22 protein-coding genes and 1 tRNA gene are annotated in these 19285 nt (G+C 64.6%); 12 read left to right on the top strand and 11 right to left on the bottom strand.

From position 1 onward, the window contains the following. Positions 1-215 precede the first annotated feature (215 nt). Positions 216-1031 carry an EI24 domain-containing protein gene (locus SOM28_RS11490; protein WP_123068486.1) on the bottom strand — a complete coding sequence of 272 codons (816 nt, stop codon included), beginning with the start codon at positions 1029-1031 and terminating at the stop codon, positions 216-218. Between the two features lie 120 nt (positions 1032-1151). On the opposite strand from SOM28_RS11490, the gene SOM28_RS11495 reads away from it, so the two are divergent. Both SOM28_RS11495 and SOM28_RS11500 read left to right on the top strand, forming a co-directional pair. Continuing rightward, positions 1152-1508, top strand: a complete 357-nt coding sequence (locus SOM28_RS11495; protein WP_123068487.1) for an FKBP-type peptidyl-prolyl cis-trans isomerase — start codon at positions 1152-1154, stop codon at positions 1506-1508. A 176-nt stretch (positions 1509-1684) separates the two neighbouring features. Then, positions 1685-1939, top strand: a complete 255-nt coding sequence (locus SOM28_RS11500; RefSeq protein WP_320468181.1) for an acyl-CoA-binding protein — start codon at positions 1685-1687, stop codon at positions 1937-1939. Between the two features lie 78 nt (positions 1940-2017). Here SOM28_RS11500 and SOM28_RS11505 read toward each other — a convergent pair whose 3' ends face one another. Next, positions 2018-2302 carry a polyhydroxyalkanoic acid system family protein gene (locus SOM28_RS11505; RefSeq protein WP_320468182.1) on the bottom strand — a complete coding sequence of 95 codons (285 nt, stop codon included), beginning with the start codon at positions 2300-2302 and terminating at the stop codon, positions 2018-2020. Positions 2303-2483: 181 nt separating this feature from the next. Between SOM28_RS11505 and SOM28_RS11510 the strand changes: the two genes are divergently transcribed. The 5 genes from SOM28_RS11510 to SOM28_RS11530 all read left to right on the top strand — a co-directional run bounded on the left by SOM28_RS11510 (position 2484) and on the right by SOM28_RS11530 (position 7547). Further along, positions 2484-3995: a gluzincin family metallopeptidase gene (locus tag SOM28_RS11510; protein WP_320468183.1), complete on the top strand. Its 1512-nt coding sequence runs from the start codon at positions 2484-2486 to the stop codon at positions 3993-3995. Next, a complete protein-coding gene (locus tag SOM28_RS11515; protein WP_123068490.1) occupies positions 3992-4267 on the top strand; it encodes a protealysin inhibitor emfourin in 276 nt (91 codons plus the stop codon). Before SOM28_RS11510 ends, SOM28_RS11515 begins: the two co-directional genes overlap by 4 nt. Positions 4268-4543: 276 nt before the next feature. Then, the gene (gene fdxA, locus SOM28_RS11520; protein ID WP_123068491.1) at positions 4544-4867 is read left to right on the top strand and encodes a ferredoxin FdxA; all 324 of its coding nucleotides are present in this window, start codon (positions 4544-4546) and stop codon (positions 4865-4867) included. A 102-nt stretch (positions 4868-4969) separates the two neighbouring features. Next, positions 4970-6067: an NAD(P)/FAD-dependent oxidoreductase gene (locus SOM28_RS11525; RefSeq protein ID WP_229493841.1), complete on the top strand. Its 1098-nt coding sequence runs from the start codon at positions 4970-4972 to the stop codon at positions 6065-6067. A gap of 244 nt (positions 6068-6311) precedes the next feature. Next, complete coding sequence (locus SOM28_RS11530) at positions 6312-7547, top strand: polyhydroxyalkanoate depolymerase (protein WP_320468184.1); 1236 nt, start codon at positions 6312-6314, stop codon at positions 7545-7547. A 145-nt stretch (positions 7548-7692) separates the two neighbouring features. Here the strand turns inward: SOM28_RS11530 and SOM28_RS11535 are convergent, their stop codons facing one another. Continuing rightward, entirely contained in the window at positions 7693-8022 is a 330-nt protein-coding gene (locus SOM28_RS11535) for an RcnB family protein (RefSeq protein ID WP_320468185.1), read from the bottom strand. 186 nt (positions 8023-8208) lie between these two features. Here SOM28_RS11535 and rsxB point away from each other — a divergent pair, with 186 nt between their 5' ends. Continuing rightward, positions 8209-8886 carry an electron transport complex subunit RsxB gene (rsxB, locus tag SOM28_RS11540; RefSeq protein WP_123068497.1) on the top strand — a complete coding sequence of 226 codons (678 nt, stop codon included), beginning with the start codon at positions 8209-8211 and terminating at the stop codon, positions 8884-8886. A 5-nt stretch (positions 8887-8891) separates the two neighbouring features. Then, a complete protein-coding gene (gene nth, locus SOM28_RS11545) occupies positions 8892-9575 on the top strand; it encodes an endonuclease III (protein ID WP_320468186.1) in 684 nt (227 codons plus the stop codon). A 16-nt stretch (positions 9576-9591) separates the two neighbouring features. On the opposite strand, the gene SOM28_RS11550 is transcribed toward nth, so the two are convergent. The 8 genes from SOM28_RS11550 to rplU all read right to left on the bottom strand — a co-directional run bounded on the left by SOM28_RS11550 (position 9592) and on the right by rplU (position 16360). Then, positions 9592-9951: a nuclear transport factor 2 family protein gene (locus tag SOM28_RS11550; RefSeq protein ID WP_320468187.1), complete on the bottom strand. Its 360-nt coding sequence runs from the start codon at positions 9949-9951 to the stop codon at positions 9592-9594. A 78-nt stretch (positions 9952-10029) separates the two neighbouring features. After that, positions 10030-10881, bottom strand: coding sequence for a class I SAM-dependent methyltransferase (locus SOM28_RS11555; RefSeq protein ID WP_320468188.1), 852 nt, complete (start codon positions 10879-10881; stop codon positions 10030-10032). Positions 10882-10992: 111 nt separating this feature from the next. Then, entirely contained in the window at positions 10993-12570 is a 1578-nt protein-coding gene (locus SOM28_RS11560; protein ID WP_320468189.1) for a methyl-accepting chemotaxis protein, read from the bottom strand. A gap of 213 nt (positions 12571-12783) precedes the next feature. Next, entirely contained in the window at positions 12784-13902 is a 1119-nt protein-coding gene (proB, locus tag SOM28_RS11565; protein WP_320468190.1) for a glutamate 5-kinase, read from the bottom strand. 186 nt (positions 13903-14088) lie between these two features. Then, the gene (locus tag SOM28_RS11570; protein WP_320468191.1) at positions 14089-14508 is read right to left on the bottom strand and encodes a hypothetical protein; all 420 of its coding nucleotides are present in this window, start codon (positions 14506-14508) and stop codon (positions 14089-14091) included. A 2-nt stretch (positions 14509-14510) separates the two neighbouring features. Continuing rightward, a complete protein-coding gene (gene cgtA / locus SOM28_RS11575; RefSeq protein ID WP_320468192.1) occupies positions 14511-15623 on the bottom strand; it encodes an Obg family GTPase CgtA in 1113 nt (370 codons plus the stop codon). Positions 15624-15733: 110 nt separating this feature from the next. Then, positions 15734-16006 carry a 50S ribosomal protein L27 gene (gene rpmA, locus SOM28_RS11580; protein WP_027865916.1) on the bottom strand — a complete coding sequence of 91 codons (273 nt, stop codon included), beginning with the start codon at positions 16004-16006 and terminating at the stop codon, positions 15734-15736. Positions 16007-16048: 42 nt separating this feature from the next. After that, the gene (rplU, locus tag SOM28_RS11585) at positions 16049-16360 is read right to left on the bottom strand and encodes a 50S ribosomal protein L21 (protein WP_123069546.1); all 312 of its coding nucleotides are present in this window, start codon (positions 16358-16360) and stop codon (positions 16049-16051) included. 284 nt (positions 16361-16644) lie between these two features. Here rplU and ispB point away from each other — a divergent pair, with 284 nt between their 5' ends. The 3 genes from ispB (at position 16645) to SOM28_RS11600 (ending at position 19136) form a co-directional block, all read left to right on the top strand. Next, the gene (gene ispB / locus SOM28_RS11590; RefSeq protein WP_123069529.1) at positions 16645-17634 is read left to right on the top strand and encodes an octaprenyl diphosphate synthase; all 990 of its coding nucleotides are present in this window, start codon (positions 16645-16647) and stop codon (positions 17632-17634) included. 52 nt (positions 17635-17686) lie between these two features. Continuing rightward, positions 17687-17763: transfer RNA gene (locus SOM28_RS11595), tRNA-Pro, on the top strand. A 200-nt stretch (positions 17764-17963) separates the two neighbouring features. Further along, positions 17964-19136: a GGDEF domain-containing protein gene (locus SOM28_RS11600; RefSeq protein WP_320468193.1), complete on the top strand. Its 1173-nt coding sequence runs from the start codon at positions 17964-17966 to the stop codon at positions 19134-19136. Positions 19137-19285: the final 149 nt, after the last annotated feature.

Here is a 19285-nt window from a genome sequence, read left to right on the forward strand (position 1 = left end):
GCAATATTCCACCACATCAATACGTCTCACGCGAGGCGCCGTTTAACAAATTTGCTGTGCTTGGAATATTTTCGCAAAAAAACAACGAGGTCTTGGCTGAGTGATATTACCGTGTGTAATTCAGGCAATATCGCCGCTAGTTTTAGCCACCAATATTTAACGCGCTGGAAATGCTTTTGGTGCACAGCTGCGTTTGATCCATGTCGAAAGGCAGATCACGCGGGCTGGGTCACCGCTTCCGCGCGCAGCTCTTCCAGTGCCTGCAAGCAGTAATACTGGAACCATAGTCCGGCGAACAGAAAAATCATGACGTAGAGCCACAGCGACACCAGGGCCAGGATCGGGAACAATACGATCGACAGCACGGCGCCGCCCATCCAGACGATGCCGGGCAGCGCGCCGGCCAGGCCGGAGGTGAAGCCGATGGCGAGCAGTGCCGGCCGGCGGCGGCGCATCAGGTCCAGGCGCTCCGCCTCGCTGGCATGGGCGGCCAGCGCGTCGTAGCTCATCACGCGCGACGTCACCCAAGCCCACAGGCTGGCCTGCACCAGCCAGGCCAGCGGCGGCACCGCGTACAACGGCAGGGTGAACAGCCACAGCAGGGCGAACACGGCGGTGCTGCCCAGGTTGATCGCCACGCTGCCGAAGAAGGAACCGCCCTCCTTTTTCGCGAGCCCGGGAAACTGGCGCTTGCCAACATGGGCTTCGATGGCCGGCATCGCCGCCACGCCCACGAACAGCAAGGCCGAGCCGATCATGAGCGGCAGCAGCAGCACGATCGCCACCAGCGGCACCACCATCACCTTGAGCATGCCCAGGCCGACCATCTCGAGCATGCTGCCGCTGGTCTCGAAGCCGCCGTAGTCGGCGAACATGCCGTGCAGCCAGTCCAGCAGCGGCTGCAGGCCCAGCCACATTGCCACGCCCCACAGGGCCAGCGCCAGCAGCAGGGGCGCCAGCGACAGCAGCAGCATGCGGCCGCTGAACTGCGCGCCCAGGGCGCGCCGGCAGGCGGTCAGTACACCGTTCATGGGGCATTCTTTCGCGGCATGGTGTCTCCTGATGGCAGTTCAATGCCGTCATTCTACGGGATGACACCGGATGGACCCATCGACTACAATCGTCGTTCAATCTGAACAACAAGGAAGACCATGTCCACCATCACCACCGAATCCGGCCTGCAATACGAAGAGCTCGTCACCGGCGAAGGCGCCGAGGCCAAGGCCGGCCAGCACGTCACCGTGCACTACACCGGCTGGCTGCGCAACGACGACGGCAGCCTGGGCGCCAAGTTCGATTCGAGCAAGGACCGCAACGACCCGTTCGAGTTCGCGCTCGGCGCCGGCCACGTGATCCGCGGCTGGGACGAAGGCGTGCAGGGCATGAAGGTCGGCGGTTCGCGCCGCCTGACCATCCCGGCCAGCCTGGGCTACGGCGCACGCGGCGCCGGCGGCGTGATCCCGCCGAACGCCACCCTGATTTTCGACGTCGACCTGCTGGCCGTCTAAGCACGATCGCCATGCGCCGTCCTGCGATGGCGCATGGCTCGGCCGCCCTGGGGGCGGCATTTGAACATCTCTTCTAAAATGCGGCCGGATTTCCCGTGCCCGCCTGTCTCCTGGGCTAAGATGCCTGCCGCGTTGTCCAAGCGACAATACCGCAATCAACCATCACAGGAGTTTCCATGAGCTTGCAGGAACAGTTCACCCAGGCCCAGGCCGATTCGAAAAACCTGTCGGAGCGTCCCGACAATATGACCTTGCTGAAGATTTACGCGCTGTTCAAGCAGGGCTCGACCGGCGACGCGACGGGCGAGCGTCCGGGCATGACCGATTTCGTGGCGCGCGCCAAGTACGACGCCTGGGCCGGCCTCGCAGGCACCTCGCAAGAGGAAGCCCAGCAGCAGTATGTCGACCTGATCGAAGAGTTGAAGGGCTGATCGCCCTCGCATCACATCGTGGGGTGGACGGCTTCGCCGTCCACGGGTCCACCCTACCTTGCGACCGCGTTGCGGTCGTTACGCCGCGGCGGTGAAGGTCTTGCGCATCTTTTCCGCCACCTTGGCCTCGATGGCCGGCGCGAACGCGCCCATGAAGAAGCCCAGGCGGATGCGCATCGCGGCGCGCTGGTCTTCCAGGGTCAACATGCCCTCCACGCCGCTGCGCTCGAAGCGCAGCACATCGCCGTCCCACCTGCATTCCAGCCCGTATTCGGCCGCGATACGCTGCGCTACCTGCTCGGCTGCCGAACGCGCCGCGTCCGGGCTCAGGCTGTGCTGCTGGACGATGCTGATTTCCGCCATCTGACTGATCCTTCCTGAATCGATTGCAAACAATCCGCCATGATGCCAGTTGCGGCCGGGCTATGCCAGAGCCCGCTACAACAGACAGGGTTGGCTCAGCCTCAATTGACGATTATCAAAGCGTGCCCGGCAGGGAGCGCGAGGATGAAGGCGCAAGCCCGTCATTACGCGAGGAGTCGATATGGAAACCCCCGTCGAGCAGCCAAACCGCCTGTTACCCAGCGCAGAGGCGCCGCAGGCCACGCAGCCTCCGGTGCGCTTCGTCCCCACCCCGAGCGCGCCCTACCGCCAGCAGCACCGCGCCGCGCGCCTGCTCGAAGAACCCGACGTCCCCGACCCCGCCGCGCCGCCGGCCGCCGAGCCGCCGCCGCACGCCTTCGGCGCCCGCGTCCTCATGTGGAAGCAAGATCCTTCCGTTAGCGAAATCGGCACCCGCAAGGCCTTCCTGCCCGGTGTGGTGCTGGCCGGCCCGCGCGACGCCCGCATCGCCCCCGGCGAGCCGGGCATCGCCGCAGTCGAGCCGAACGCCTTCGGCGACTTCGTCACCCAGCCCGACACCCCGCAGTTCGACGCCGTCCACACCTTCGTCGTGGTGCGCCAGACCTTGACCATGTACGGGCGCGCCCTGGCCGCCGCCGGCGAGGCCCACACGATGCCGCTGCCCTGGCAATGGAATAGCAGCACCGACACGCGGCCGCTGCTGGTCTTCCCGCACGGCCTGCCGAACGTCATGAACGCCTTCTACAGCCGCAGCCAGGCCTGCCTCAAGTTCGGCGACTTCATTCCCAACGGCGCCACCGAGCGGGTCTTCACCTGCCGCTCGTTCGACATCGTGTCGCACGAGACCGCCCACGCGGTGCTCGACGGCATCAAGCCGCTCTGGCTGCAGGCCGACGCCCCGCCCCAGACCGGCGGCCTGCACGAAGCCTTCGGCGACCTCACCGCAATCTTCCTGGCCCTGTCCCAGCTCGACCAGTGCGAAGCCGTGATCGCCCAGACCAAGGCCGACCTGCACGATAAATCCTTCCTGACCGACATCGCCGAGCAGTTCGGGCTGGCGCTCGGCAACAGCACCGGCCTGCGCAATGCCGACAACGACCTCAAGCTGAGCGAGGCCGGCACCCAGGTGCACGCCATCTCGCAGGTGTTCACCGGCGCCGTCTACGATGTGCTGGCCGACCTGTTCGCCCATGAACGCGATCCCGGGCGCGAAGACTGCGCCGCCGTCCTGCACCGGGTCGCCAACTACCTGAGCGGGGTGCTGCTGCGCGCCCTGATCGCCGCGCCCGACGCCGCCGCCACCTATGCCGACGTGGTCAACGCCATGCTCCAGGCCGTGACGGGCGACGGCAAGCCGGCCGCCTATGCCGACGCCATCCGCTTCCAGTTCAGCCGGCGCGAAGTGGTGGATGCCGGCCATGGCGGCCCCGACGCGGTGGCCGCCTTCGTCCCCGGCCTGCCCCTGGCGGCGCGGGTAGGCGACGCGCCCGGCGCCCGGCAAGACCGGCGTTCCTGTTGCGGCACCATGCAGCTGGCCGAATACGATTGTGCCGAGCGCGTGCTGGCCGGCGAGGCGCGCCTGCTGGCGCGCTGGTGCGCCGACCATGGCCGCCACGGGCCGGGGCTGTCCGCCCCGCCGGCCGCCGGAGCGCCGGCCGCCGGGGCGCCGGCCGAGCCGTCGATGCTGGCATGAAGATCAGCGCCCGCGCCTGCGGCGGCTTTGCCGGACTGGCCGAATCCTACGAACTGGATACCGCTCGTCTGGACGACGGGCCGGCCCTCGAGACGCTGCTGCGCCGCCTCGACTTCTTCGGCGCCGCGCCCGCCTGCGCGGTCGGCGCCGACCTGCCGCGCTGGGAAATCACGGTCGAGGACGGGCCGCGCTGCCACACCGTGTTCCTGCGCGAGGACGGCAGCGGCGGCCAGTGGCAACATTTGCTCGACTATTTGCGGCAGGCCGGCTGAACCGGGTTTTCGGGTCTCGGCCGGTCGCGGCGCCCGCCTGCCGGGGAGCTTCTTAATCCCGGTCAACGGCCAGTGTATCGCGCCTTGACAGCCCAAAAACCGCACGCTCGTGCGGATTCTTGCTTCATTTGCTTATGTAGATTGTGTATATAGGCGAATTTGTGAGAAAAGCCGAATTGCCCTAAAATACAGTGCTTTGCTCTGTCCGGCCGGCCTGTTCATGTCCATTGTTCTTGCGCCCGGCGACGCGACATCCCACCAATTGATAGGACTGTTATGACCCACGTTGTCACCGAATCGTGCATCCGTTGTCGTTACACCGACTGCGTCGATGTATGCCCGGTAGATTGTTTCCGGGAAGGCCCGAATTTCCTCGCCATCGATCCTGACGAGTGCATCGACTGCGCCGTCTGCGTCGCCGAGTGCCCGGTGAATGCGATCTATGCCGAAGAAGACACGCCTGGCGACCAACAGCACTTCATCAAGCTCAATGCCGATCTCGCGCGCTTCTGGCCTTCGATCACCAAGACGAAGCCGGCCCTGCCAGACGCGGAAGAGTGGAAAGACGTCAAGGACAAACTCGACCAACTGGCCCGCTAATACCGCCGCTGCGCCGCCCGTTCGGCGCCGGCCCGGGGTCGTTCTGCATGGCAGTGCTGGCTGCCATCGCCTCACCAATCAAAAATCACAGGAAGTAAGCGCATGACTATCAGTGCCACCCACGAAGCGGGCAGCATCGCTCCCAACAGTTCCTTCGCCGGCGCCATCGAAGCGGATGCCGTGATCATCGGCGCCGGCCCGGTCGGCCTGTTCCAGGTGTTCGAACTCGGCCTGCTCGAAATCAAGGCCCACGTCATCGATTCGCTGCCGGCAGTCGGCGGCCAGTGCGTGGAACTGTATCCGGACAAGCCGATCTATGACATCCCTGCCGTCCCGGTGTGCACCGGCCAGGAACTGACCGACAACCTGCTCAAGCAGATCGAACCGTTCGAGCCGACCTTCCACCTGGGCCAGGAAGTCACGACCGTGCAGCGCCGCGAAGACCAGCGCTTCAACGTCGAGACCACCACCGGTACCCGCTTCATCACCAAGACCATCTTCATCGCAGCCGGCGTCGGTTCGTTCCAGGCGCGCACGATCAAGGTCGACGGCATCGACAAGTTCGAGAACGAGCAGCTGTTCTACCGTGTCAAGGATCCGGCACGCTTCGAAGGCAAGAACATCGTCATCTGCGGCGGCGGCGACTCCGCGCTGGACTGGGCCCTGAACTTCGTCGGCAAGGCCGAATCGGTCGTGCTGGTGCACCGCCGCGACGACTTCCGCGCCGCCCCGGCCTCGGTCGCCAAGATGAAGGCCCTGTGCGACGAGTACGAGATGCAACTGATTACCGGCCAGGTGACCGGTTTCGACGAAAAAGACGGCCAGCTGACCGAAGTGAAGGTCACCGGCGCCGACGGCGTCACCCGCCGCGTGCCGCTGGACATGCTGCTGGTGTTCTTCGGCCTGTCGCCAAAGCTGGGCCCGATCGCCGAATGGGGCCTGGACATCGAGCGCAAGCAGCTCAAGGTGGTGGACACCGAGAAGTTCGAGACCAACGTCCCGGGCATCTTCGCCGTGGGCGACATCAACACCTATCCGGGCAAGAAGAAGCTGATCCTGTCGGGCTTCCACGAAGCCGCGCTGGCCGCCTTCGGCGCCGCGCCGTACATCTTCCCGGACAAGAAGATCCACATGCAGTACACGACGACCTCGCCGAAGCTGCACAAGATCCTGGGCGTCGAAACCCCGGTGTTCGACTAAGCAAGGTGTGGCCGCGTTCAGTTACTTCGCGGCGACACAGTCCCCTGAAGCGCCCCGCCCTGCGGGGCGTTTTGCTTTATGTGGGCCGCCCAACGGAGCGGGTCCGGGTAAATATGCTACAAGTGCACCATGCATAGGAGATAGCGGTGGCCCTCGTTGCCACCCGCCAACGCAAATCCCCTATAATCGGATGAAGCTTATGCGCGGGCGATATTAGCGCAGTGTCAATACGAAGGATTACTTTATGCTTTATCAACTGCACGAGATGCAACGCTCCTTCCTGACCCCGCTGATGCAGTGGGCCGATGCGTCATCGAAACTGTTCTCCAATCCCGTGTCGCCGTTTGCGCACACCCCATTTTCCCAACGTATCGCCGCCGGCTACGAGCTGATGTACCGTCTCGGCAAGGAATACGAAAAACCGGCCTTCGGCCTGAAGACCACCACCATCAACGGTGAAGAGGTCGGCATCGTCGAGCGCATCGTGGTCGACAAGCCCTTCTGCGAGCTGCTGCACTTCAAGAAAGACATGGACGACGCCGCCTTTGCCGCGCTGAAGCAGCCTTCGGTACTGGTCGTGGCGCCATTGTCTGGCCACCACGCGACGCTGCTGCGCGACACCGTGAAAGCCCTGCTGGTCGAGCACGACGTCTACATCACCGACTGGACCGACGCCCGCATGGTGCCGCTGTCCGACGGCCCGTTCCGCCTGGACGACTACGTCTTCTACGTCCAGGACTTCATCCGCCACCTGGGCCCGGACGTGCACGTGATCTCGGTGTGCCAGCCGACGGTGCCGGTGCTGGCCGCGATCTCGCTGATGGCGAGCAACAAGGATCCGAAGCTGCCGAAGTCGATGACCATGATGGGCGGCCCGATCGACCCGCGCAAATCGCCGACCGCGGTCAACGACCTGGCCATCGAAAAGCCCTACTCGTGGTTCGAGAACACCGTGATCTATGCGGTGCCGGGCAATTACCCGGGCTTTGGCCGCAAGGTCTATCCGGGCTTCCTGCAGCACGCCGGGTTCATCGCGATGAACCCGGGCCGCCACGCCCAGAGCCACCGCGAGTTCTACCAGCACCTGGTGCGCGGCGACGATGACTCGGCCGAGGCGCACCGCAAGTTCTACGACGAATACAACGCCGTGCTCGACATGCCGGCCGAGTACTACCTCGATACCATCAAGACCGTGTTCCAGGACTACAGCCTGCCGAAGGGCACGTGGAAGGTCGGCGGCCAGCTGGTGCGTCCGCAAGACATCGAGTCGGTCGCCCTGCTCACCGTCGAAGGCGAGCTGGACGACATCTCGGGCCTGGGCCAGACCAGCGCCGCGCTGACGCTGTGCGCCGGCATCCCGAAAGACAAGAAGCACGACTTCGTGGTCGAGAAAGCCGGCCACTACGGCATCTTCTCGGGCCGCCGCTGGCGCGAGATCGTGTGTCCGAAGATTACCGAGTTCATCCGCGCGAACGGGTAAGCCGTTAAGTTGAGGCAAAGCCTTCTTGAGTTAGCATAAAAACGTCGTCCCCGCGAAGGCGGGGACCCAAGCTTGCTGGCGTTTCGATAGCGCTGGCAGTACTTGGGTCCCCGCCTTCGCGGGGACGACGTATTTGACCGTTAGCTCAGCGCACCGCCACCACCTGCGCTACCCGCCCAGTTGCGATCGCCACCAGCGCATAGCGCCCGCCCGCATCGACCCACTGGTGCCCGCGCGGCGGCTTGGACAGGCGCAATGCTCGCCAGTCCTCGACCACGTGCTGGTGCGCCTGGTAGCGCGCCGGCAGGCGTTCGCCGCGCCGCAGCTCTCCATTCGCGTCCACGCTGCGGTAGCGCGCCGGCTGCACCTGCGCGGCGCCCGGCCTGCCATCGGCCTTGCCTGGGCCCGGCTGCTGCAAGCCGTCCCCTGCCGAAAAGATGGCGGCAAAGAGTAACGGCGCAATCAACTCGTTCATGTCAGTCCCCGGGGTCAGCGTCAGCCGATAGTACAACAGGGCGGTACGCAGGCCGTCTGTTCGCTTGCCCACGTAGGGACGAGAATGGATGAGTACTGCTGGGCCCGCCTGAAGGCCGCCGTGATCGCCTCCACGCCCGTTTTGGCGGATAATGTCGGCTTGATCAGATTCAAGCAGCGCCCTTTCGTGACCACATCCCTCGCCGACCAGCTCGAAGACCTGCTGCCGCAGACCCAGTGCACCAAATGCGGCTATCCCGCCTGCCGCCCGTATGCCGAGGCGATGGCGAGCGGCGAGGCCGAGATCAACCAGTGCCCGCCGGGCGGCATGGAAGGCGTGCGCCGCCTGGCCGCCGCGACCGGACGCAAGGTCATCCCGATCAATCCGGCCAACGGCGTCGAGCGTCCGCGCCCGGTCGCCTTTATCGACGAGGCGCTGTGTATCGGCTGCACGCTGTGTATCCAGGCCTGCCCGGTCGATGCGATCCTGGGCGCGGCCAAGCAGATGCACACCATCCTGCCGAGCCTGTGCACCGGCTGCGACCTGTGCGTGGCGCCCTGCCCGGTCGACTGCATCGCGATGATCCCCGTCACCGGCGAGCGCACCGGCTGGGACGCCTGGACCCAGCCGGACGCCGACGCTGCGCGCGACCGCCACGATTTTCGCACCGCGCGCCTGCGCCGCGAGCGCGAGGAAAACGATGCCCGCCTGGCCGCCAAGGCCGTCGAGAAGATGCGCGCAGTCACCGCCGAAGTGACGAACACCCCGGAAGAACTGGCCGAGAAAGAGCGCAAGCGCGCCATCATCGCCGCCGCCATGGAACGCGCCCGCCTGAAGGCGGCCGGCAACCAGGAACAGAACTGACCCAGATGAATCCCGCCAAACGCCTGGAAATCTTCACCCGCTTTCGCGCCGCCAATCCGAAACCGACCACCGAACTCGAATTCACGACGCCGTTCGAACTGCTGATCGCGGTGCTGCTGTCGGCCCAGTCGACCGACGTCGGCGTCAACAAGGCCATGCGCCGCCTGTTCCCGGTGGCGAACACGCCGCAGGCCATCCTCGACCTCGGCATCGACGAGCTCAAGACCTATATCTCGACCATCGGCCTGTACAACACCAAGGCAAAGAATGTGATGGCGACCTGCCAGATTCTGGTCGAGCAGCACGGCGGCGAAGTGCCGCCCGTGCGCGAAGCGCTGGAAGCATTGCCCGGTGTCGGCCGCAAGACCGCCAATGTGGTGCTCAATACCGCCTTCGGCGAGCCGACCATGGCGGTCGACACCCACATCTTCCGCGTGTCGAACCGGACCAAGATTGCGCCGGGCAAGAACGTCGACATCGTCGAACAGAAGCTGTTGAAATTCGTGCCCAAGGACTTTTTGCACGACGCCCACCACTGGCTGATCCTGCACGGCCGCTACACCTGCGTGGCGCGCAAGCCCAAGTGCTGGAACTGCCTGATCGCCGACCTGTGCGAGTTCAGGGACAAGACGCCGGCGCCGGCCGGCGTGCTCGATCCGGCCGTGGCCGCCGCCAACGCGGCGACTTAGGTCTGCTTAGATCCGCTTAGAGCCGCGTTTCGCCGGCAGCGAACGAGGCGCGCACGATGCGCCCCTCGACCACCTCGTACACGCACAGCATCTCGATCGTGCCCTTCCCTTCGGGGAAGTTGCGGGTGACGATTTCCAGGTCGGTGACGAAGTTCCCGAGCACCGTGCGTGACAGCAGGCGCGCGTGCAGGTCGGGTTCGGCAAAGCGCATTTCGTAGCGCGGACGGATCTGGTCGTGTCCGCGGGCCAGCAAGTCGCCGTGCAAGGCGAATTGTTGCGCATCCGGCGCATAGGTGGCCATCAGGGCATTGAGATCCTTGGCGTTATAGGCGTCGAGCTGGGCCTGGACCACGGCGAGAGGAGAAGGTGGCGTCATGTAGATCAAAGCGGTTGCGCGCCGCCGCTTGCATGGCCGATCCAGGCACGCGGGCGCGGGCTCATCTTACCCTGAAGATCAGGCCTTGGTGCCGGTCGCAATGAGGACCGGCGACACCATATGCGTCCGCTCGCCCACGGTGTACGCATCGAGCGTCCGCAGAATGGCCTGATCGACCTCGCGCCGGCCCTGCTCATCGAGCGCGGCGTACGGCGGCATGAAGCGGTGCAGATCGTGCAGTTCGTCAAGGTAGGCTTGACCGGTCGCCCCCTGCCACACGGCTTGCACCTCGACGACATGGACATCGACCAATCCAGCCTCCTCCAGTTCGGTGACGATCCGCGCTGGATCCGCCAGTGCGATAAAACCACCCGGCGGCGCAGGCGGCGCGCTTTGCGGGAATACCGCACGGATGGCTTGCGCCATGACGAGGAAGGGACCGCCTCCGGGAGGAGTTTTCCAGGTCGCGATACAGGCTTTACCGCCCGAACGGAGCACACGGACCTGCTCCGCCAGTCCCGTCCTCCAATCGTTGAACAGGCTGACGCCAAAGATCGAGAAGGCAAGGTCGAAGCGATCGTCATCGATCGCCAGGGCCTGCCCATCCATCACCGACGCTTGCGCATTCGGGAAGGGTTTGAGGCGCTCCGAGAGAAGGTTCACCATGCCTGGCGCGATGTCGACCGCCATGACGGTGGCGCCGCTGAACGCGGCGGGGATGCTCAAGGCGCCGGCGCCGGCGGCGATATCGAGAATACGCGTGTGCGCGTCGATGGGCCCGGCCAGCCGCAAGGCCTGGACGGCCACCGGAGCGGTGATCCGGTGCGCGGTCAGCTCGTAGACTTGGGCGAACCGGTCGCTCATATGGGGATTGCCTGATGGAGCCGATTCCTTCGGCAGCCATTGGCTGCCGTTCGCTGTTTCCTGCATTCCCGCCCCCTTATCCCGTCGTCAATACTCTCCATTATGCAGGCATTCAACGCCGTCACGCTGCCTGTTCTTCCGCGAAATATGCCTATCCGGACAAGCTTGCGGCTGGCCTCAGGCCGCGGCGAGCGCCTTGTGCCGCGCTGCGGCCCGTACCGCCTGCGACTGCTCTTCGACCTTGAACACGCTCACCACCCCGGTCAGGGCCACGGTCTGGTCGCGCAGCGACTGCGCGGCGGCGGCGGCTTCTTCGACCAGGGCCGCGTTCTGCTGGGTCGCGCTGTCCATCTCCGTCACCGCCTCGTTGACCTGGGCGATACCCTGGCTCTGTTCGCTGCTGGCGGCGCTGATCTCGCCGATGATGTCCATCACCTGACGCACGCTGGCGACGATCTCGCCCATCGTGGCCCCGGCCTCGCCGACCAGGCGATTGCCGTCGTCGACGCGGGCGGCCGATTCGGCAATCAATTCCTTGATCTCCTTCGCCGCGACAGCCGAGCGCTGGGCCAGGGTCCGCACCTCGCCGGCGACGACCGCGAAGCCACGGCCCTGCTCGCCCGCACGCGCCGCTTCGACCGCGGCGTTAAGCGCCAGGATATTGGTCTGGAACGCGATGCCGTCGATGACGCCGATGATGTCGGTGATCCGGCGCGACGAGGTGCTGATCGACGCCATCGTGCCCACCACCTGTTCGACCACCTTGCCGCCCTTGGCCGCCACGTCGCAAGCCGATACCGCCAGCTGGCTGGCCTGGCGCGCATTGTCGGCGTTCTGGCGCACGGTCGAGGTCAGTTCTTCCATGGACGACGCCGTTTCCTCGAGCGCGCCGGCCTGGCGCTCGGTACGCGCGGAGAGGTCCAGATTGCCCTGCGCGATCTCATGCGAGGCCACAGCGATGGTCTCCGCGCCGCCGCGCACCTGCAGCACGATGCGCTGCAGGCTGGCCGACATCTCCTTCAGGGCGAGCAGCAGCTGGCCGGTCTCGTCGTCGCTCCTGACCGTGATCGCGGTGCGCAGGTCGCCGGCGGCCACGCTGCGCGCCGCCTCCACCGCCGCGTCGAGCGGGCGGGTGATCGAACGCGATACCAGTACGCCGGCCGCCACCGCCGCCAGCGCGCCGAGGAGCATCAGGCTGTAGCTGAGCTTGGTCGCGCGGGCGCTGACGGCGTCGGCCTGGCGCACGCTGGCGGCGCTGAGCGCGGACATCTTTTCCTCCGCCTGCACCAGCAGTTCGGCCGGCGCCCGGTCCTTGCCCTTGACCGCCACGTCGCCGGCCGCGGGATCGAAGCCGGCCGCGACGAAGTCCTGGTAGCCGCGCCGGTAATCGGCGCCCATCTGCGTGTGCGCGGCGCCGAACTGCGCCACCAGCGCGCGCACTTCGCCCTCGGGCAGGCTGGCCAGCAGCGCCGCGACCTGGGCGGCCACCTCGGTTTCGTTCTTCTGGAACGCGGCCCAGTACTTGTCGCGTTCGCCGTCGTCCTTGCCGCGCAGGAGTGTGTTCTTCCACTCCTGCAGCTGCTTGCGGAAGTGGGCCAGCATGGCCTCGACCTGCGTCGATTGCCCCTCCATGACGACGGCCTGACGGTAGGTGTCGACGGAACGGTTCATCTGGTTCATGCCAAAGAAGCCGGCGCAGGCGACGAGCAGCGTGACGGCTGCAAAACCCAGGGGGAGTTTGCGGCTTAGTTTCATGGGGTGATCCTCGGATGCGTGGGAACCGCGCGACGATGACGCCGGCGACGCCTGAAATACAGGGAATGCGGCACGAGTGGCCGCTATGCGCAGTGTATAGGCAGGCAGGCGGTTTGCGACCGCCAACTGTGCTTTCCAGACGGAAAGCAATGTGAAACAGCGCTTACGTCCCGTCGGCGCAACACATACCCGAAGTAAGCAAGCGCTTACTGATTACAGAAGCACCATATTATCGCGATGCACCAGCTCCGGACCTTCGACAAAGCCCAGGATGCGCTCGATCTCGGTCGAGGAATGGCGCATGATGCGCCGCACCTCGCTGCTGGCATAGTTGGTCAGCCCACGCGCCAACGGTTTGCCGGCTTCGTCGACGCAGGTGATCACCTGGCCGCGGCCGAACTCGCCGTTCACGGCCAGCACGCCGATCGGCAGCAGCGACTTGCCCTCTTTGGTCAGCTTGAGCGCCGCGCCGGCGTCGATCACGACCTCTCCCGTGGTGTGCAGGTGGTCGACCATCCACTGGCGGCGCGCCGTCAGGCGGCCGGTGGCGGCCAGCAACTGGGTGCCGATCGATTCGCCGCCGGCCAGGCGCGTGAGCACGTCCGGCTCGCGGCCCCAGGCGATCACGGTATGGGCGCCGGAGCGCGCCGCGCGCTTGGCGGCCAGCACCTTGGTCAGCATGCCGCCGCGCCCGATGCTGCTGCCGGCGCCGCCGGCCATCGCCTCCAGGGCCACGTCGCCGGCCTGGGCCTGCCCGATCAGCTGCGCATTCGGATCCTTGCGCGGGTCGCTCGAGTACAGCCCCGGCTGGTCGGTCAGGATGACCAGCGCGTCGGCCTCGATCAGGTTGGCGACCAGGGCGCCGAGCGTGTCGTTGTCGCCGAACTTGATCTCGTCGGTGACGACGGTGTCGTTCTCGTTGATGATCGGGACCACGTTCAGGCGCAGCAAGGTGGTCAGCGTCGAGCGCGCATTGAGGTAGCGTTCGCGGTCGGCCAGGTCGGCGTGGGTCAGCAGCACCTGCGCGGTCTTGACGCCGTGGGCGCTGAAGCTGGTCTCATAGATCTGGGCCAGGCCCATCTGGCCGCAGGCGGCGCAGGCCTGCAATTCATGGATGTCGGTCGGGCGCTTGCTGAAACCCAGGCGCAGCATGCCCTCGGCGATGGCGCCCGAGCTGACCAGGACGACGTCCTTGCCGAGCGCGCGCAATGCAGCGATCTGGGAGGCCCAGCGGGCGATGGCGGTATGGTCGAGGCCCCTTCCCTCGTCGGTGACGAGGGAGGAGCCGACCTTGACGATGATGCGCGAAGCGTTCTGGAGTACGCTATTCATGGCGACAGGATCTTCCGTTCTTCTAAACTTACATAAAACTAACTTACGTTAGCTTCACTGTTAGATTCCTGCTTCGTCGGGGCCGGTTTCATCCTGCTTGGCAGGCCAGCGCCTTCCCCTCCACAGGCAGTCACGGTGGAACTCACCGCCGCAATGTGTGACCACACGAATCTAAACGAGTTCCAGCTAACTGTTAGCTACCCGCGGTCGCAACGCGAGCAGGGAAAGTCCTGCCAGCAGTTCAACCGCGCAGACGACTAATAATAACCCCGTGGGCAAGCCGATCGCGAACGCCGCGACGAGGCGGCCGGCCGGCTGGGCCAGGAGGAACAGGGCAGTAAGGTCGCCGAGGATGGGCAGGTCGCCCTGCCTGGCCGCCAACAGCGCCAACCCCGCGGTAGCGAGGCGGATGCCGACGTAGATGGCGTAGAACTGGCTGTAGCCGTTCACGCCGACGAGAAACAGGCCCATCACGGCCGCAATGCGGTCGGGATCGAGCATGGCCGCGAGCGCGGCCAGTGAGCTTGCGGTGGCGACCAATTGCAGCAGCTGGCCGCGCAGCCAGGCGCGCGACCAGATGGTGGTCTGAGTAGCGCTCGCGCTCAAGTTCAGTCTTCGATGATCTTGAAGCGTGGATCGTCCGGATCGATCGACGAGATGCCACGCGCTTCCTCGGTCATCGAGGTTTCTTCGGCGCGCTGCTCGGAATGACGCTTTTCTTCGAGGTGCAGGTAGATCGCATTGATCAGGTCCTGGCAGCCTTCGCGGTTCAGGGCCGAGATCTCGAACACGGGGCCTTTCCAGGCCAGGCGCTTGATCATGTCCTTGACGCGCTTCTTGCGCTCGGCATCGTCGAGCACGTCGAGCTTGTTCAGCACCAGCCAGCGCGGCTTGTTGAGCAGCTCTTCGTCGTACTTTTCGAGTTCCTTGATCAGGGCCTTGGCTTCCTTGACCGCATCGACCTTCTCGTCGAACGAGGACAGGTCGACGATGTGCAGCAGCAAACCGGTACGCTGCAGGTGACGCAGGAACTGGTGACCCAGGCCGGCGCCTTCGGACGCGCCTTCGATCAGGCCCGGAATATCGGCGATCACGAAGCTCTTTTCGTGCGACACGCGCACCACGCCCAGGTTCGGGTGCAGGGTGGTGAACGGATAATCGGCGATCTTCGGCTTGGCGTTCGACACGGCCGTGATGAAGGTGGACTTGCCGGCATTCGGCATGCCCAAGAGGCCCACGTCGGCCAGCACTTTCAGTTCGAGGCGCAGGGTACGACGTTCGCCTTCCTTGCCCTCGGTCTTTTGGCGCGGTGCGCGGTTGGTCGAGGTCTTGAAATGGATATTGCCCCAACCGCCCTCGCCGCCCTTGGCCAGCAGTTCGGACTGGCCGTGCTCGGTCAGGTCGGCGACGATCTCGCCATTGAGGTCATCGACAATCAGCGTGCCGACCGGCATACGGATGGTGATGTCTTCGGCGCCCTTGCCATAGCAATCGGAGCCGCGGCCCGGTTCGCCATGCTTGCCGGTGTGGACTTTCGAGTAACGGAAGTCGACCAGGGTATTCACATTGCGGTCGGCAACCACGTAGATCGAGCTGCCCTTGCCGCCGTCGCCGCCGTCCGGACCGCCGAATGGGCGGAACTTCTCGCGACGGAACGAGGCGCACCCGTTGCCGCCGTCGCCAGCGATGACTTCAATTCTTGCTTCGTCAATAAACTTCATGATTGTGACCGCTTAAAAACTAAAAAGGCCCTACCGTGGGCAGAGCCTTTCGATGGAAGGCTTGCGCCTTGCAAAGAAGCGCCGCTGATGCGGCGCGAGTGCGTAGTAAATTACGCTGCGACTGCTTCGTTAGCAACAACGGTCACGAACTGCTTCGAGCCCACGCCTTGCTTGACGAACTTGACGGTACCGTCGACCAGCGCGAACAGGGTGTGATCCTTGCCGGTGCCGACGTTGGTGCCAGCGCGCACTGGGGTGCCGCGTTGACGAATGATGATGCCGCCGGCGTTGATCGCCTGGCCGCCGTAGACTTTCACGCCAAGGCGTTTGCTTTCTGAGTCACGGCCGTTGCGGGTAGTACCGCCGCCTTTTTTGTGTGCCATTTAATTACTCCTTGATGACTATGCTGGGAACCGGAACGGCAATTAGCCGTTGATCGAAACGATCTGGATTTCGGTGAAGTTCTGGCGATGGCCTTGACGCTTCTGGTAGTGCTTACGACGACGCATCTTGAAGATACGCACTTTGTCGTGGCGACCCTGCGAAACCACTTTCACCAGCACCGTTGCACCTTCGACCAGAGGAGCACCAAACTTGATGCTTTCGCCTTCGCCGAGGGCGAGGACCTGATCGATCGTGAGTTCGGAACCAATGTCTGCCGGTATCTGTTCTACTTTAAGTTTTTCACCAGCGACAACTTTGTATTGCTTGCCACCGGTTTTTATGACCGCGTACATGATTTGAAACCTCATCAAATGTTAAAAGAATCCGCCAGCAACAGAGCCCCGCGCAAGTGCGCTGGACTGTTCGTAAGCCGGGGAACAGGGGATTATACATAAATTGCCGTGATGCGTCAAAAGCGACTGACGATCTCTTCAGTACGTGGCAAGCCGCCAACGCCGCGCAGGCGTTCGGGGGGCTTCCGTAAGGAGGGCTCTACCCTGCTGGCAGGACGGATACCCCTTGCATACCGTATAATCGCGGCACTCTTATAGTTAACCCACGTCTTCGCAGGTCAGCCTTGTCAGCCGCCACTCAACACGCCCAACAGAACTCCATCGTCCAGTCGATCGCCCCAGACATGGAGGCCGTCAACACGGTGATCCGCCAGCGGCTGCATTCCGACGTCACCCTGGTGAACCAGATCGCCGAGTACATCATCAGCGCGGGCGGCAAGCGCATCCGTCCAGTACTGGTGCTGCTGCTGGCCAATGCCTACGGCTACCGCGGCACGGCCCACCATGAACTGGCCGCCGTGGTCGAGTTCATCCACACCGCGACCCTGCTGCACGACGACGTGGTCGACGAATCCTCGATGCGCCGCGGCCGCCAGACCGCCAACGCCCTGTTCGGCAATGCCGCCTCGGTGCTGGTGGGCGACTTCCTGTACTCGCGCTCGTTCCAGATGATGGTTGGCCTGGACAATATGCGCGTGATGCAGATCCTGTCCGACGCCACCAATGTGATCGCCGAAGGCGAAGTGCTGCAATTGCTGAACATGCACGACCCGGACGTGACCGAAGCGGCCTACCTGCTGGTGATCCGCTCGAAGACCGCCAAGCTGTTCGAAGCGGCGGCCGAGCTGGGTGCATTGGTAGCCGGCGCCGACGACGACCAGATCGCCGCGGCCGGCGAGTATGGCCGCTCGTTGGGCACGGCCTTCCAGCTGATCGACGACGTGCTCGACTACGCGGGCGACGCCGCCGAGATCGGCAAGAACCTGGGCGACGACCTGCGCGAAGGCAAGCCGACCCTGCCGCTGATCTGGCTGATGGAACATGGCACGCCAGAGCAGCGCGAGCTGGTGCGCAATTGCATCGAGCAGGGTGATGAGCAGCAATTCGATGCCGTGCTGGCGGCGGTGACGTCGAGCGGGGCGCTGGATTACACCCGCAAACAGGCCGAAGAAGCGGCCCGCCGCGCGTCGAATGCGATCGCGGATTTGCCTGACAATATCTTCAAAGATAGCCTGCTCCAGCTCAGCCGTTTCGCTGTTGACAGGAACCATTAAGCGATTTTATAGTAATGCCTTCCCGGGGCATTGTACGTACACCCCAAACCGTCGGGGTGTAGCTTAGCCCGGTAGAGCGCTACGTTCGGGACGTAGAGGCCGGAGGTTCGAATCCTCTCACCCCGACCACAAAATTTCTTTAAAACAGCGGATATAATTCCGCTGTTTTTGTTTCCAGACCTCGCATTGGCGGCATTGGCCATGTGACGATCGGCCGCACCGGCATCCCATCCGTTCCCGCACCGCGCCCTACCCGCCCCGACACGAGGACCAGTTGGGGCAGAGAGCGGCGGTGCTGCGCTTCACGGCTTTTTTCGAGAGTAGAGCCATTGCTGAAAATTGACGTCCCCTCCCTGTTCATCGCCATGACACTCAATCTGGCGATCATGTCGGTGACGCTGCCCTACTTCATGGGCCGGGTAAACCGTGCGGCGCGCTGCGCACAGGCCGGGATCATCCTGCAGACCGCCGGCTGGTTGAGCCTGATCGCCTCGAGCGCTTTCCCACGGGGAGGCTGGGCCGACCACCTGCTGTCGACGCTGGCGATGGCCTGCGTGTCGAGCGGCATGGTGTTCAATGCGATGGCCTTCCAGCTCTGGTGCGGGCGCGATGCCGGCGTGCGCCTGCCCGCCGCCATCGCTGTCGTGATGACTGCCGGCTATGGCATCGGCTTTTCCGACTACGCGTTCCGGGTGGGCTGGGCCAACGGCCTGCTGGCCCTGCAGATCGCCACGGTCGTGGTCACACTGTGCCGGCCGCCGCAGTTGGCGGTCGGACGCTGGCGCTGGCTGCTGGTCATCTGCCTGTCGGTCCAGATGGCGGTACTGGCCTGCCGCGCCGTGCTGGGTGCGTTCTACACCGACGAGTTTCCGAACTTCTTCGGGCCTTACCTGGTCAACCAGATATTCGCCCTGTCATCGAACTCGATGCTGGTGCTGTCGATGGCCGCCATCCTGCTGGCGCACCGCGACGAGGCTGCCCGCGACCTCGAAAGGCTGGCCACGATCGACGGTCTGACCGGCGTCCTGAACCGCCGGGCCTGGCTGAAACAGGCCAGCGCCGACTTGGCCAACAGCGTACGCTACCGGCAGCCGATCGGCGTGCTGCTTCTTGACCTCGACCATTTCAAGCAGATCAACGATCTGCACGGCCATGCCTTGGGCGACCGCGCGCTGCAATTGTTCGCGGCGGGCTTGCGCGCCGTCAGCCGTGCTGGCGACACCTGCTGCCGTTACGGCGGAGAAGAGTTCTGCGTACTGCTCAACGGCGCCGACTGCGCTGCGATCATGGCGTACGACGCACGCCTGCGCGAGTGGCTGGCGCAGCACTCGCAGCCGGCGCTGGGATTCGCGCTGTCGTACAGTGCCGGTGTCGACATGCCCATCCATGACAGCGACAGCATCGACACCCTGCTGCAACGTGCCGACGTCGCCCTGTACCGGGCCAAGGCGCAGGGACGCGGCTGCACCCTGGTCGCGATGTCAGACCCGGCCTTGATTTGACCGAGCCGTATTGCATCGCATCTGGTCCGCAGCTCAAGCCAGACCAAGTATCAGCGGTCTGGCTTTTTTATTGTTGCATGCCTGGCTTGGCCCCCGCGGCCGATCTTTGCTGCGCATCGAACGCCAGTGGATTCGCCAGGATGTCAGGC

This window comes from Massilia sp. CFBP9026, assembly GCF_034045165.1.
Classification (GTDB): domain Bacteria; phylum Pseudomonadota; class Gammaproteobacteria; order Burkholderiales; family Burkholderiaceae_D; genus Telluria; species Telluria arenae.

What these genes read in the sequence shown, in the direction of transcription:
- SOM28_RS11490 (WP_123068486.1), bottom strand. Translation starts at nt 1,031, where the DNA reads ATGAACGGTGTACTGACCGCCTGCCGGCGCGCCCTGGGCGCGCAGTTC.
- SOM28_RS11495 (WP_123068487.1), top strand. Translation starts at nt 1,152, where the DNA reads ATGTCCACCATCACCACCGAATCCGGCCTGCAATACGAAGAGCTCGTC.
- SOM28_RS11500 (WP_320468181.1), top strand. Translation starts at nt 1,685, where the DNA reads ATGAGCTTGCAGGAACAGTTCACCCAGGCCCAGGCCGATTCGAAAAAC.
- SOM28_RS11505 (WP_320468182.1), bottom strand. Translation starts at nt 2,302, where the DNA reads ATGGCGGAAATCAGCATCGTCCAGCAGCACAGCCTGAGCCCGGACGCG.
- SOM28_RS11510 (WP_320468183.1), top strand. Translation starts at nt 2,484, where the DNA reads ATGGAAACCCCCGTCGAGCAGCCAAACCGCCTGTTACCCAGCGCAGAG.
- SOM28_RS11515 (WP_123068490.1), top strand. Translation starts at nt 3,992, where the DNA reads ATGAAGATCAGCGCCCGCGCCTGCGGCGGCTTTGCCGGACTGGCCGAA.
- fdxA (WP_123068491.1), top strand. Translation starts at nt 4,544, where the DNA reads ATGACCCACGTTGTCACCGAATCGTGCATCCGTTGTCGTTACACCGAC.
- SOM28_RS11525 (WP_229493841.1), top strand. Translation starts at nt 4,970, where the DNA reads ATGACTATCAGTGCCACCCACGAAGCGGGCAGCATCGCTCCCAACAGT.
- SOM28_RS11530 (WP_320468184.1), top strand. Translation starts at nt 6,312, where the DNA reads ATGCTTTATCAACTGCACGAGATGCAACGCTCCTTCCTGACCCCGCTG.
- SOM28_RS11535 (WP_320468185.1), bottom strand. Translation starts at nt 8,022, where the DNA reads ATGAACGAGTTGATTGCGCCGTTACTCTTTGCCGCCATCTTTTCGGCA.
- nth (WP_320468186.1), top strand. Translation starts at nt 8,892, where the DNA reads ATGAATCCCGCCAAACGCCTGGAAATCTTCACCCGCTTTCGCGCCGCC.
- SOM28_RS11550 (WP_320468187.1), bottom strand. Translation starts at nt 9,951, where the DNA reads ATGACGCCACCTTCTCCTCTCGCCGTGGTCCAGGCCCAGCTCGACGCC.
- SOM28_RS11555 (WP_320468188.1), bottom strand. Translation starts at nt 10,881, where the DNA reads ATGCAGGAAACAGCGAACGGCAGCCAATGGCTGCCGAAGGAATCGGCT.
- SOM28_RS11560 (WP_320468189.1), bottom strand. Translation starts at nt 12,570, where the DNA reads ATGAAACTAAGCCGCAAACTCCCCCTGGGTTTTGCAGCCGTCACGCTG.
- proB (WP_320468190.1), bottom strand. Translation starts at nt 13,902, where the DNA reads ATGAATAGCGTACTCCAGAACGCTTCGCGCATCATCGTCAAGGTCGGC.
- cgtA (WP_320468192.1), bottom strand. Translation starts at nt 15,623, where the DNA reads ATGAAGTTTATTGACGAAGCAAGAATTGAAGTCATCGCTGGCGACGGC.
- rpmA (WP_027865916.1), bottom strand. Translation starts at nt 16,006, where the DNA reads ATGGCACACAAAAAAGGCGGCGGTACTACCCGCAACGGCCGTGACTCA.
- rplU (WP_123069546.1), bottom strand. Translation starts at nt 16,360, where the DNA reads ATGTACGCGGTCATAAAAACCGGTGGCAAGCAATACAAAGTTGTCGCT.